Source organism: Aureivirga sp. CE67, from assembly GCF_015767245.1.
In the GTDB taxonomy this organism is placed as follows: domain Bacteria; phylum Bacteroidota; class Bacteroidia; order Flavobacteriales; family Flavobacteriaceae; genus Aureivirga.
This window is the reverse complement of the sequence record NZ_JADOTV010000001.1, coordinates 137,176-151,478: the sequence shown is the minus strand read 5'-3', so window position 1 is coordinate 151,478 and position 14,303 is coordinate 137,176. Positions and strand designations below refer to the sequence as shown.

Below are 14,303 nucleotides of genomic sequence, written 5' to 3'. Positions count from 1 at the left end.
ATTCAGGTGTTAAAGTTTTAGTTAAGACTGCTTTTTTAATATTTTTTATAGAGTCAAATACTGATTTCTGCAATATCTTTGTAAGGTTATTTTGTATAATTTTAACCCCAAATTCTTTATGAACGAGAAGACATTAGCAGAGATTGTAAATGATAATTTTAATGCTGCGTGGATTTTAAAAAAACACAATATTGATTTTTTTCAAAAATCAAAATGTACGATTGAAGAGACTTGTTTAGAAAAAAAAATTGACTTTAATAGTCTTCAAAAAGAATTAAGTAATTTAAAATTTGATTATGAAAAAGAGGAAATCGATCTTGAGTTTCTTGTAAACTACACTGAAAAATTGAGAAATAAATATTTGAATAGTCAAATGTCTGATATTTTGTATTTATTTTCAAGTTACATGGCAAATGACGCTAATTTTTACAATGAAAATGTAGAGTTATTTGAATTATTGAAATCTTTAGAAGTAAATTTAAAACTACACCTACAAAAAGAAGAATATTTCTTATTTCCGAAAGTACGAAAAGAACAGTTTTTTGGAGATAAAGAAGTAGAAATGCACAAAGTTTTTGTTTTATTAAAAGCAGAACAAAAACTGATTTCTTCATTATTAGAGAGAATTACAACATTATTAGAAAACAAAGCACAGAACGAAAAATATGAGCAAGTATATTTAAAATTGACCTATTTTGTAAACAATTTTAAAGAATATCTTGAAGTAGAAAAAAGACTTTTATTTCCGAAAATGGAAATGATTTAAGAAACATGAAAAAAGAGTATAAAGCGAGTTTTGATGAAATAATTTTCAGTCCGAAGCTCGCTTTTTTTCTTTGATTTCGATTCGTATTTAAATACATTCTAAATAAAAATATGTTTTTCAAATATGATTTAAATCATTAAATCGCAGGTTTCAATTTCCGTAAATTTGTATTAGAAAAGTGAAACTGAAAATTTGAAACAAAATTTTCAAAAATCGAAGTAGAAAAAAGTGATGATGAATTCAAATTTAATACAAAAGTATAATATTCCAGGACCACGTTATACTAGTTATCCTACAGTGCCTTTTTGGGATAAAGAAGGAATAGCATTAGAAGATTGGAAACAAACAGTGAAGAAATCTTTTATTGAAAGTAATGATACAGAAGGGATTTCCTTATACATTCACTTACCGTTTTGTGAGAGTTTATGTACATTTTGTGCTTGTCATAAAAGAATTACGAAAAGACACGAGGTAGAAGAACCTTATATCGAAACTGTTTTAAAAGAATGGAATTTATACTGTGATTTGTTTGGTGAGAAGCCAAGAATTCGTGAGATTCATTTAGGAGGAGGAACTCCAACATTTTTCTCTATGGAAAATTTGAAATGGTTGATCGACGGAATTTTCGAAAGAGCAGAAAGAACAGAAACTTTTGATTATAGCTACGAAGGACATCCAAATCATACTACAAAAGAACAACTTCAAGGATTATTTGATTTAGGATTTAAGAGAAATAGTTTCGGAATTCAAGATTACGACCCAAAAGTTCAGAAAGCAATTCATAGAATTCAAACTTTTGAAGAAGTTCAGAAAATTACGAATTGGTCAAGAGAAATTGGATACGAATCTGTGAGTCATGATTTGATTTTCGGACTTCCTTTTCAAACTGAAGAAAGTATTCGTGAGACAATTCGTAAAACAATCGAATTAAAGCCAGACAGAATTGCTTATTACAGTTATGCACATGTGCCATGGGTAAAAGGAGTAGGGCAGAGAGGTTTTGATGAAAATGATTTACCAAAAGATTCGGAGAAAAGATATTTATATGAGTTAGGAAAACAGCTTTTCTTTGACAATGGATATGAGGAAATCGGGATGGATCATTTTGCATTGCCGTCAGATTCTATGTATAAAGCGATGGAGAATAAAACACTTCATAGAAACTTTATGGGATACACAGCTGGAAAAACACAATTAATGATTGGTCTTGGAGTTTCTTCTATTGCAGACTCTTGGTATAGTTTTGCTCAAAACGAGAAAAAAGTAGAAGATTATCAAAGAATTGTAAACGAAGGAAAATTTCCAGTTTATAGAGGACATCTTTTAACAGAAAAAGATTTGATTGTAAGAAAACATATTTTAAATATCATGTGTAATCTGGAAACTTCTTGGGAAGACGATAAGATGAAATTCGACGAGCTTCCGATGTGTTTAGACCTTTTAAAGGAGATGGAAGAGGATGGATTGTTAGAAATCACTGAAAACGGACTAAAAGTTCCAGAAAAAGGGCGAATGTTTATCCGTAACATTTGTATGGCTTTTGATTTGAGATTAATAGAGAATAAGCCAGAAACAAGAATTTTTTCAATGACTATATAAGTATACTATTAATATTTGAATATGAAATCCTATCTGCTTTTTAAGCGATAGGATTTTTTTAATTTAACATAGTTCCATCTTGAAATATCGTACATGATAATAAATATTATCACGTTTGATTGAGAAGTATTCAGATTGTCAAGTTCCCCTCTCGAGAGGGGTTAGGGGTGTGTTTTAGATAAAACAAAATTTCCTCATAAGATTTTAAACATGATAATGTCTAATATTCAATAAAATAGAGATGCGTAAAAAAGAACATTTTACACTGAAAAGATAAAAACAATTGTTATAAACCAATATTTTCTGTTAAAAGAACAACTCAAAAAGTTTATTTGTTATAAAATACATAATGAATAATAAATTCAACGAAAAAGGTTCTTTTTTTTAATCAAAAAATATTAAAAAGAGTATTCATTGAAAAATTGATAAAATAAGCTCTTTAACTGTTAATATCCTTGCGAATATTTTAATATGAAAATATTTTTTATTGAAAATTTATTTAATTAATTCTATGAATGTAAATATTGATTAAAAATTAAAATAATGTTACGTAAAAATCAATTTAAATATTTTTTTATTGTGAATTATTCATTAATTAAGTTGTTTTAAAATTAGTTTTAACAAGTTCTTATTTAATAAATCTCATCTTTTTCATTAAATTCGCAGCAGAAAACAACTTATAATTATGGCTAGATTTGAACTTAAATTGCCTAAAATGGGCGAAAGTGTTGCAGAAGCAACGATTACATCTTGGTTAAAAGAGGTAGGAGAAACTATTGAATTAGATGAAGCAATTGTAGAAATTGCAACAGATAAAGTTGATTCGGAAGTGCCTAGTGAAGTTGAAGGAGTATTAGTAGAAAGACTATTTGACGTGGATGATGTAGTTGCAGTAGGTGCAACAATCGCAATCATCGAGACGGAAGGTGGAGAAGCTACTACAGAAGTGAAGGAAGAAGCTCCAGCTGCAGTTGCTGAAGTAGAAAAAACTATCGAAAAAGCTGTAGATACAAAAACTACAATCGAGAAGACATCAGCTTCAGGAAAATTCTTTTCTCCATTAGTAAGAAACATCGCTTCAGAAGAAGGAGTTTCAATGGAAGAATTGGAAGCTATTGCTGGAACAGGAAAAGACCAAAGAGTTACTAAAAACGATATTTTAGCATATATTAAGAACAGAGGAAATGCACCAAAAGCAGAAGCTCCTAAAGCTGCTGCAAAACCAGCTGCTGCACCTGCGCCTAAAGCAGAAGCACCAAAAGCTGTTGCAACTCCAGTATCTGTTAATGGAAATGACGAAATCATTGAAATGTCTCGTATGGGTAAAATGATTTCTCACCACATGACTGCTTCAGTGCAAACTTCTGCACACGTACAGTCATTCATCGAGGTAGACGTTACAAACATCGTGAACTGGAGAAACAAAGTGAAAAACCAATTCTTGGCAAGAGAAGGAGAAAAAATCACTTTTACACCAATCTTCATGGAGGCTGTAGCAAAAGCAATCAAAGAATTCCCATTAATTAATATTTCTGTAGATGGAGACAAAATCATCAAGAGAGGAAATATCAATTTAGGAATGGCTGCTGCTTTACCTGATGGAAACTTAATCGTTCCTGTAATCAAAAATGCTGATCAGTTAAACTTAGTTGGAATGACTAAAACAATTAACGATCTAGCAACAAGAGCAAGAAAAGGAGCATTAAAACCAGATGATATCCAAGGAGGAACTTATACGGTAACAAACGTTGGAAGTTTCGGTTCTGTATTCGGAACACCAATTATCAACCAACCACAAGTTGCTATCTTAGCATTAGGAGCTATTCGTAAGGTTCCTGCGGTTATTGAAACTCCAGAAGGTGATTTCATCGGAATTCGTCACAAAATGTTTATCTCGCACTCTTATGACCACAGAGTAGTGAACGGAGCATTAGGAGGAATGTTTATCAAGAGAGTAAAAGAATTATTAGAAGCTTGGGATGTAAATGCTGACTTTTAATATTACTTAAAAATATATTAGTGTAAAAAGGCGATTCTTATTGGAATCGCCTTTTTTTTGTTGGTTTTGGGAGGGTTTGTTATTAGATGATTTGAAGTATTTTATTGATAAGGTTTTCTTTAAACTATTTATAATGCTTTGTTGAAAGTATAATATAAAATAGTTGAAGATATTAAAAAAATATAGATTTAAATATAAATATTGAATTATCAAAATCTTCTGATACACTTATATCTTTTTAGAATTTAAAATTTAAAGGAGTTAAAACAAGATTATTCTCTCTTGAGAAACAGGTTTATAGATAAGAGCTAATTGGGTTTAATTTTTTAGCAAAATATTATTTTTTAAAGTGTTTATATATAGTTATTTAACTTTATGTGAATTGTAATTTTAAGCTTCATGGAAAACATTACATTAAAAGCCAATGAAATAATTGAATTGGCAAGAAAAAAAGGAATTTATAGTTTATTGAAATCAGAAATTCCTAATAGAGAACATTTTCATTTTTATAATGGTTTATTACCTACTGATAGAATTCTCATATTTCTATTTATTGAAACTAATTGCTATATACAAATTCAAGATGAAGAATCAGTAATGAAAAATAATAAGAAAAGAACATTTAAAAGAACACCGATTGGAAGAGAAGTATACAGACTTCTAAGATAATGTAAATAAACTCCATCAATTAATTAAGATTGATGGAGCTTATAAATATTAAATATATTTATTCTCAGATAATGTTTTAAGAATTAAGAGCTACTAAATTTTCTAATATTTTATCATCTTCAAAAGTAGAAATATTATATTTTCTATTGTTTTTAAAATAATATCTTTTATTATCATTTTTAATTGACTTTACAATTTCTTTTGTAGTTGGATAATTGTTTGTATCATTTTTTTGTTTTGTTACAGAACAGATTAAAAAATCAATATTATTTAATTGATCTAAGTCTTTCTCATCTGTTGGTTGAAACCAATCAAAATTTAAAGTATAGTTTTCGTTTAAAACAGATTCTTCATTACCAAATTTATAATTAGCATTATCATTTTCAGGATAATCTTTTTCAATTCTCTTTATCCATTCTTCTATTATAAATTTCTTTTTTTCTTCGTTAATAGTTCTTGGATTAAAAAGAATTGACATTGTACACCATTCTTTTTTGAATATTGGAATTGGATTAGCTATTGTTTTTCTTATACCTTCAGCTTTTGCCATTTTAAGTACTTCAAATTCTAAATCATTCCAATTATTAATCTTAGTTCTTTTTAATTGTTTTACATAACCTGTTCCAAAATTATTATCTGAAATACTCTTAGAAAATACCATGGTAAAAACATCGTTACTTGATTTCCTACCATATCGGATTGGTATTTTAACTTTTATATCATTTTTCATTAAAAATTTTTCTCTCCATTCTGGTCTATTATTTTCTTTATCCCAATACAAAGATCCTATAATTAAAACTCCTCCTGTTAAATTTAAATTTTCCATTTTATCGTTTATAAGTTCCTAATGTTAAATATAAAAATTTAACAAATATGATGGTTGATATAAGAAAATGTTTAATACTAATTCTAATAAATTAGTATTTCAACTAATTTTAAATATTTAAAAGTAAAATGAAGAAAACGAAAATAAAATCAATAAAAAATTAATTTTATAGTACTTTACTAGGGGGTAATCAATAATAAAATTTATTAAGATGTGTAAAAAAAATATTGAAAGAATGATTGAAGAAAATCATATACTTAAAGAAGAATTAGAATAAGTATTAAATAAAAAAACTTGAGGAGATTAGTTTATTTACTAAAAGTGAGTGTGTAGGAACTTTTTTTACGATTATAACTTAGAAAGTTAGATGAAAGATTTATAAATTGAAGAATTAAAAAAATGATTAATTTTTTACTTATTTATCAAAATTTAATAGCTTTTACAAATAATACGTTTTGAGTTTTTTTTAAAAATAAACTCTAATTCTTGAATTAGAAATTTATTTAATTTTCTGTATAGAATTGACTTTCTAAGTATTATTTTTATTATTCTACAGGCAGAAATAATAATTAATACATTTTTAAAACTGTTATCCATATTACTGTTGAATATTTGTTCATTAATTCTTTTTAATATTGAAATTAAATCTATTAACATAATTTCAATGTTAAAAAGAAAAAGTTAAAGTTAATTTTCTTCGTCTATTAAAAACAAAAAAGCCTTACTATTTTTAGTAAGGCTTCTTGTGATCGCGAAAGGATTCGAACCTTTGACCGTCTGCTTAGAAGGCAGATGCTCTATCCAGCTGAGCTACGCGACCGAGTGATGTAAATTAAAATTTGTCGGGGTGGCAGGATTCGAACCTGCGACCTCCTCGTCCCAAACGAGGCGCGATGACCGGGCTACGCTACACCCCGAATTTTAATTTTATCTAGCGGAGAGACCGGGACTCGAACCCGGGCAACCATAAGGTTGACAGCTTAGCAGGCTGCTGCATTACCACTCTGCCACCTCTCCGTTTGTATGTCTTTTTAAGAACGTTTCGAAGCGTTATTACTTCGTTTTTGCGGTTGCAAATGTAGGACAAGATTTGTTACTGTGCAAGCTTTTTTCAAAAAAAAATCAATTTTTTTTCATTTTTTATTTTGGATATTCTACTCGAAGATGGTAAATGTTTTTTAACTTCTTCTTTAAGAGTTTTTTAACTGTATCTATCTCCTGAAACGTAATATCTGCATTTTTAAACTGCCCAAGTGACATTTGTTTCGAAATAATGTTATCAATCAAATCATCGATGTTTTTTGCTGTTGGTCTTTGCAAACTTTTTGAAGCCGCTTCTACAGAATCACACATCATCAAAATTGCCGTTTCTCTAGAAAATGGAATCGGACCTGGATATTGGAAATCTTCCTCCGAAACATTTTCCGGATCTAACTCTTCTTCTTTTTTATAAAAATAATAAACCAAAGTCGTTCCATGATGCGTTCGTATAAAATCGATAATTCGATCTGGCAAACGGTTTTTCTTTGCTATCTCAATTCCGTCCAAAACATGATTGATGATAATATTCGCACTTTCTTTTGGCGGTAATTCCGAATGCGGATTAAAACCTGTAGTTTGATTTTCGGTAAAAAACATCGGATTGTTCATTTTTCCGATATCATGGTAAAGTGCTCCAACACGTGTAAGCATCGAATTTGCGCCAATTTCGTTTGCAGCAGCTTCTGCTAGGTTTGCCACCTGAAGCGAATGCTGGAAGGTTCCTGGAGCTTTTTCAGCCAATTCTCGCAATAATTTCGAGTTCGTATTCGAAAGTTCTAGTAAAGACACGTCAGAAACCAGTTTAAACGTCTTCTCGTAGATTAAAATTAAAAACATAGACAAAAACGACAGCGCACCGTTCATCGCAAACATGATGAAGTATTTTGTGTCTAGCTGTTGCGCATTTCCATCCTGAATAATTGAAAAGGCGAAATAAGAGATCATATAGATCAAAGTGATTTGTCCTACAGAAATAAATAGATTCGCTCTCTTGTATAGCTCAGAAACGGTCAGAATGGTTACAATTCCCGTAATAATCTGTAAAAAGATAAACTCAAAACTGTTTGGAACAATAAAACCAAGTAAAAGCACGGTCAGAACGTGGGTAAATAAACCAAGTCTTGCGTCAAAAAAGGCTTTTAGGATAATTGGTAAAATACATAGCGGAATCACGTAGATATAATTTACTTCGTATTTTACAGTCATCGTTACCAACAAGACCATCAAAATGATGTTGAAGAAAATGAAAAGAACTTTGTTGTTACTTTCATAGATTTCCTCTCGATATTTTCTTAGGAATAATAAAAGCATCAGTAATACAAGTGCAACAAGTATCGAATATCCGAGTACAATCCAGTTATAATTTGATTTACTCCAAACTTGGGATTGTAATTCGTTTTTTAAAGAATTAAGAACTGCTAATTTTTTTCCTTCAACAATATCTCCTTTCTGAATAATTCTTTCGCCTTCCGTTACCAATCCTTTTGTGTAAGAAATTTTTTGTAAAGCTTCGTCCAATGCTTTTTTGGTGAAGTTTTGATCGTAAGAAATGTTAGGTTTTAAATATTGCGTAAGTAATGAAATTAGTTCATTTTTAATATTTTGATTCTTAATGTTTTCTGTTTCTTTTTGAATAAAAGGAAGCAGGTTTGAATTATTGAAAAGTGTAGTAGGACTAATGTTTTCTACTGTAGTTCCAACTCTTAATGCTATAATTTGATCTGGATTTTTGATGTATTTCTGACTTTCCGAACCAATAAATCCTTTTGAATATATTTTGCTTAAAATATGTTCTGCAACACTTTGTACAGCATTTTTCTGATTGATATTAAGTGTAGTGTTTGGCGCTAAAAAATTATTAAAAGTAGTTTCAAATTCAGTTTTTACTTGTTTAGAAACCGCAGTGTCTTTTGTGAAGTATAAAAGAGAATTATTTTCAATTTCTGTTTTCTCTTTTTTGATTTCCTCATCGCTTTTTTGAATTGCAAAATCAAAAGGTGCGTAGAAAGAATCATATTGCCAAGGCTTTCCTTTCTGAAACTCGTATTTAAATTGTCCTCCTTTTGGAAATAAATAAACAATTAGAGAAACAGAAACGATGTAAAGACAAACTTTATATATAAGTGAGTGATTTTCAAAAATTTTGTTGATGAAATTTTTCATTTAACTGTAATTTATTCAAAAATACTAATAATTTCGATAGACATTTCAATCCAACTCATGAAAGAATGACTCTTTAAAAGAGAAAATGAGTTTTTTATCAAAATTTAAGAATGAAGTTTATTCATTTTTTTCTTGATAAAAAAACGAACCAAAAAAATCAAGACTCGTATTTTTAAAATCAAAAATCTACAAACTTTGAAAAAGACTCAAAAAACTCGCTAGCGCTCAAACAGTTTTTCGTCTGTTTTTTTCAAAATTCTTGATTTTTACAATTTTAAAAATAGGTCAATTAAATTTTAGTAAACATTTAATTCATGAAAATGGAATAATTGTACTGGTATTGAAAAATACTAATTAAACAATTTTATTTTTGATTAGCAGATTTGTTATTATTTCAGAAATGATAAGCATTTTGCTTTTAGTTTTATATTTTTACACAAACTAAATATTAAATTAATTTGAAAAAACATATCCCAAATTTAATCACGTTATTAAATTTATTATCAGGAGTAATAGGAGTTTTATTTGCAAGTATCGGTCAGTTAGAATATGCAGCATATTTTGTTTGTTTAGGAATCTTTTTTGACTTTTTTGATGGTTTTTTTGCAAGAATTTTAAATGTTTCGGGTGAATTAGGAAAACAATTAGATTCGCTTGCAGATATGGTGACGAGTGGAGTAGTACCAGGAATTGTAATGTTTCAATTACTAAGAAGAGCGATAGGAGAGGAAGATGTAGTCTGGTTTAATAATTTCTCAGAAATGTCCTATGTACCATTTTTCGGATTATTGATTGTTTTAGCTTCTTGTTACCGTTTGGCAAATTTTAATATTGACACAAGACAATCAACTTCATTTATTGGTTTACCAACACCAGCAAATACATTAATGGTGGTTTCTTTACCATTGATTTTAAACTATAGTTCTAGTGCGTTTTTTGTGGAATTAATCCAAAATAAGTACGTTTTGATTGTAATTACGATTTTAGGTAGTTATATGATGAATGCAGAAATTCCATTATTTTCATTAAAATTCAAGACTTTTAAACTAAAAGATAATCTTATAAAATTTATATTTTTAGCAATCACAATACTGTTAGCGATTATCCTTAAGGTAGTTGCGATTCCATTAGTAATAATTGTGTATATCTTACTTTCTGTTGTAGAAAATATGTTAAAATCGAAAAATTAGTATTTATACTAAAAATAGTTAATTTTAAATATCCCTGTTTTCAGGTATTGTTAAAGCAGGGAAATAGTCTTAATATTGCAATGTGTCAATGAGGAATTGATAACAATAATTGTATGTATTTTGATAATTAAAAACTAAAAATTTGCTAGAAAAAGTGGAGTTAGTTTTTTATTGAGAAAAAAACGAATAGTTTACCGTGATTGTTTTTTAATTATTGAAAAAGAAAAAGAGTATTATAATGATACTCTTTTTTATTTTATAAAACTTCGATATTAAACATTATTATATTTGAAAATTTATGAGATAATAACGTTTGCTCTAAAGCACACCTATAACTCTTCTCAAAAGGGGAACTTGACAATCTGAATATTTTTTAGAAAATCAAAAAAGATGATATCTATTTAAAGAATCTTCTGCATTTTAAATTTTTCATCTTCATAAAGCAACGTGAAATTGTTATTGTTTTGAATAAATGAAATTTCAAAGTCTGAAGAAATCGCTTTATCATGAGTAGGAAACCAACTTCCTTCATTTTTGTTTTTGAAAATAAATAAGCCATGTTCGTCTCCAGCAGCACAAAACTCTTCGAAACTACCATAATAAATTTCTAAAGGAATATCTGCATGTAGATAATTATAATCTCTTTCAATATCCGAAGTGGCAACACCAATTTCGGAGATTTCTAAAAGCTGTTTTGTAGAAAAAGGATTTTGAGTTTCATTTTTTAAATTTCTTCTCGCAATGAATTCTACAATATTTTTATCCTTGTCATAAAAATAAATAGCTTTTGCATTCCAATTTTTAAATGTTTGAATTTCATGTTCCTCATGCTTTATAATAGAAACTCTCTCCTTTAACCATGCTAAAGCTTCCTCTTCTTTGTGTGCCGGAATATTTATCGCATAATGATGAGGACTTGCATTTTCTCTTTTTTCAAGAATCAAAACCGATTTTCCAATTTCATAAGACAAAGAATCTTTACTTTCTTTAATCAAATTAAAACCTAAAGTTTCTGAATAAAACTCTTTTTGCTCTTCAATGTTTTCTGTGTAAATTTTTAAAGTTTCTATATTCATAATTTAGTTTTTTAAAGCATTAAATAAAATCGTTGCCGGATGTTCTGCAACTTTTGCAATTCCATCTTTAATTTGATGTCTACAGCTCGTTCCAGAAGCAGAAATGATGATGTTTTTGTCTAAATTTCGAAGTTTTCCGAAAAGCGAATTTTCTCCAATTTTCATACTAATATCAAAATGTTCTTCTTCAAAACCGAAAGAACCAGCCATTCCACAACATCCACTATTTAAGATAGTTGGTTTATAGTTTTTAGGCAAATTTAAAATGTCAAAAGTGAAAGAAGTATTCGATAATGCTTTTTGATGACAATGCACATGAATTTTGATTTCTGCATTTTGATCTGTGAAATCTTTAGATTTTATTTTTCCTTTTTTGATTTCTTGGGCAAAAAATTCTTCAAAAGTAAAAGTGTTTTTTGCCAACTCGTGAGCTAATTTTTTATTCGTAGCCAATTTTGGGAATTCATCTCTAAAACCTAAAATTGCCGATGGTTCAATTCCAATTAATGGCGTTTCTTCACTGATTATTTCAGAGAAAACCTCCATGTTTTCATCGATTTTCTTTTTAGCATCTTCTAAGAAACCTTTTGAAAGTAAACTTCTAGCGCTATCATTTTCGCCAACTAAAATTGGATTATAACCAAGTTTCCAAAATAATTTCAACATATTTTTTCCAATGGAAACATCGTATGAATTTGTAAATTCATCACAAAAAACATAGATCTTTTGACCAGAATTTTCTTTGTTTTGCTGTTTTTTATACCAAGAATAAAAAGTTGTTTTATGAAATTTCGGCATGCTACGATTTGGAGCAATACCAAGCATTTTTTTTGTGAGTTTTTGGTTTAATAAAACATTAGAAACCCCAGAAAATTTTCGCCCCAATTTATTATAACTACTGTTTTGTGCGAAAATCTTTGTTCGAAGTGGAATTTCATGATCTTGGTAATATTGATATAAAAACTCACTTTTCATAGTCGCGACATCTACATTACTCGGACATTCGGAACTACAAGCTTTACAACCCAAGCATAAATCCAAAATCTCTTTTAATTCTTCATTGTCAAAAGGATTTTTTTGATCTGAATTTGTCAAAACTTCACGTAACATATTTGCTCTTGCTCTCGTAGTATCTTTTTCATTTTTTGTAGCACGATAACTCGGACACATCACACCTCCGATAACATCCGTTTTTCTACAAGCTCCAACACCATTGCATTTTTCTACAGAACGAAGAATTCCTTGTTCCTCCGAATAATCATAAAAAGTATGAATTTCAGGTTCAACTCTTTCAGGAACATATCTCAAATCTTTGGTCATATCATCTGCATCGATGATTTTTCCAGGATTAAAAATATTATTTGGATCAAATAGATATTTTATTTCTTTTAGGAAAGTATAATTTTTTTGTCCCAAAACCATTGGAATAAAAGAAGAACGAACAATTCCATCTCCATGTTCTCCACTTAAAGAACCGTTGTATTTCAAAACTAATTTTGCAACTTCTTCCGAAATCTTATGAAACAAAACAACATCTTCTTCCTTTTTTAAATTCAAAATCGGTCGTAAGTGAATTTCTCCAGCTCCAGCATGCGCATAATAAATTGCTTCTTGATTATAACTTTTCATCATCGCATCGAAATCTCGAATATAAGCTGGAAGATCTTCCACTGTAACCGCAGTATCTTCAATACAAGCAACCGCTTTTTTATCTCCGATGATACTTCCTAAAAGTCCTAGACCAGCAGCACGCAATTCGATAACTTTGTCAATATCATGCCCTTTTAAAATTGGTAATGCATAACTCAGATTATCTTTTTCTAAGTCTTTTTTAAGTGCTAAAACTTTTTCTTCCAAACTTTTTTCCGAATTATCTCGAAGTTCTAACATCAAAATTGCTTCAGGATCTCCTTCTAAGAAAAAACGATTTTCTTGATGTTCATGACTTGTTTTTGTACAATCTAAAATTCGTTTATCCATTAACTCACACAAATACAAATCATGTTTCATCGCAATTACAACTGCATTCATACAATCATTTAAATTGTGAAAATGAGCAGCAATCAATCGGTTGTTTTTTGGAGGGAGATCATCCAATTGTAAGGTGATTTCAGTTGTAAAAGCTAGAGTTCCTTCACTTCCACAAAGCAAAGAAGCGATGTTTGAAGGTTTTTCAGAATTGGTAAACGCACAAGTATCTTTTAAAATATCGATAGCATAACCTGTGTTTCTTCGATGAATAGATTTTTTTGGATAATTTTTATCTATTTCCGTTTGAATTTCTTTATTGGAAAGATTTTTATGAAGGAAATTGTAAATTTTATTTTCTAAGTTAAAACCATGTCCTTTTTGAATAAAACTTTGCTCAGAATGTTCGCTAAAAACAACTTCAGAACTATCACTCAAAATACACTTTAGTTTTTTGACTTTATCGCGTGTTACGCCATATTTAATAGAAGTAGTTCCAGAAGAATTATTTCCGACCATTCCACCAATCATACAGCGATTTGCGGTAGAAGTAATCGGGCTAAAAAATAAACCATAAGGTTTTAAAAAAACATTTAATTCATCTCGAACAATTCCCGGTTCTACAGTGATGGTTTTATTTTTTTCATCAAACTCTAAAATTTGATTGAAATGTTTACTAGTGTCGACAATAATTCCATGCCCAATTGCTTGTCCAGCAAGAGAAGTTCCCGCAGTTCTTGGTGTAATACTTATCTGATTTTCTTCAGCAAATTGAATGATTTTTTTTATATCATTTTTTGTTTTAGGATAAAAAACAGCAAGCGGAATTTTTCGATAGACAGAAGCATCTGTTGCGTATATGTCTTTGTGTAAATTATCTAAATGCAATTCGCCATCAAGAGAAGGAATTAGTTTTTTTAAATTATCGATTGTAGTTGTTGTTTTCAATTTAATTTTGGTTTGGTAATAGAGATTTAAGATACTTAATTTTTAGAAAAAAGAATGA

The 14,303-nt window shown here is 29.1% G+C and carries 9 protein-coding genes and 3 tRNA genes; 5 read left to right on the top strand and 7 right to left on the bottom strand.

The window, feature by feature from the left end; translation table 11 throughout:
• Positions 1-118 precede the first annotated feature (118 nt).
• From I0K12_RS00740 to I0K12_RS00725, 4 genes are all read left to right on the top strand, one after another.
• On the top strand, positions 119-766 hold the full coding sequence (locus I0K12_RS00740; protein WP_196884986.1) for a hemerythrin domain-containing protein: 648 nt from the start codon (positions 119-121) through the stop codon (positions 764-766).
• A gap of 234 nt (positions 767-1,000) precedes the next feature.
• Positions 1,001-2,365 carry an oxygen-independent coproporphyrinogen III oxidase gene (gene hemN / locus I0K12_RS00735; protein WP_196884985.1) on the top strand — a complete coding sequence of 455 codons (1,365 nt, stop codon included), beginning with the start codon at positions 1,001-1,003 and terminating at the stop codon, positions 2,363-2,365.
• 685 nt (positions 2,366-3,050) lie between these two features.
• The gene (locus I0K12_RS00730; protein WP_196884984.1) at positions 3,051-4,364 is read left to right on the top strand and encodes a dihydrolipoamide acetyltransferase family protein; all 1,314 of its coding nucleotides are present in this window, start codon (positions 3,051-3,053) and stop codon (positions 4,362-4,364) included.
• A gap of 399 nt (positions 4,365-4,763) precedes the next feature.
• Entirely contained in the window at positions 4,764-5,033 is a 270-nt protein-coding gene (locus I0K12_RS00725; RefSeq protein ID WP_196884983.1) for a hypothetical protein, read from the top strand.
• Between the two features lie 76 nt (positions 5,034-5,109).
• Here I0K12_RS00725 and I0K12_RS00720 read toward each other — a convergent pair whose 3' ends face one another.
• The 5 genes from I0K12_RS00720 to I0K12_RS00700 all read right to left on the bottom strand — a co-directional run bounded on the left by I0K12_RS00720 (position 5,110) and on the right by I0K12_RS00700 (position 9,063).
• Positions 5,110-5,859, bottom strand: coding sequence for a hypothetical protein (locus tag I0K12_RS00720; RefSeq protein WP_196884982.1), 750 nt, complete (start codon positions 5,857-5,859; stop codon positions 5,110-5,112).
• A 746-nt stretch (positions 5,860-6,605) separates the two neighbouring features.
• Positions 6,606-6,679, bottom strand: a tRNA-Arg gene (locus I0K12_RS00715).
• 22 nt (positions 6,680-6,701) lie between these two features.
• A tRNA-Pro gene (locus tag I0K12_RS00710) sits at positions 6,702-6,776 on the bottom strand.
• 18 nt (positions 6,777-6,794) lie between these two features.
• Positions 6,795-6,876 (bottom strand) — tRNA-Ser (locus tag I0K12_RS00705).
• 123 nt (positions 6,877-6,999) lie between these two features.
• On the bottom strand, positions 7,000-9,063 hold the full coding sequence (locus tag I0K12_RS00700) for an HD family phosphohydrolase (protein WP_196884981.1): 2,064 nt from the start codon (positions 9,061-9,063) through the stop codon (positions 7,000-7,002).
• 458 nt (positions 9,064-9,521) lie between these two features.
• On the opposite strand from I0K12_RS00700, the gene I0K12_RS00695 reads away from it, so the two are divergent.
• Positions 9,522-10,253, top strand: coding sequence for a CDP-alcohol phosphatidyltransferase family protein (locus I0K12_RS00695; RefSeq protein WP_196884980.1), 732 nt, complete (start codon positions 9,522-9,524; stop codon positions 10,251-10,253).
• A 401-nt stretch (positions 10,254-10,654) separates the two neighbouring features.
• On the opposite strand, the gene I0K12_RS00690 is transcribed toward I0K12_RS00695, so the two are convergent.
• Together I0K12_RS00690 and I0K12_RS00685 are read right to left on the bottom strand one after the other, a co-directional pair.
• Positions 10,655-11,329, bottom strand: a complete 675-nt coding sequence (locus I0K12_RS00690) for a VOC family protein (RefSeq protein WP_196884979.1) — start codon at positions 11,327-11,329, stop codon at positions 10,655-10,657.
• Positions 11,330-11,332: 3 nt separating this feature from the next.
• The gene (locus I0K12_RS00685; protein WP_196884978.1) at positions 11,333-14,245 is read right to left on the bottom strand and encodes an FAD-binding and (Fe-S)-binding domain-containing protein; all 2,913 of its coding nucleotides are present in this window, start codon (positions 14,243-14,245) and stop codon (positions 11,333-11,335) included.
• Positions 14,246-14,303: the final 58 nt, after the last annotated feature.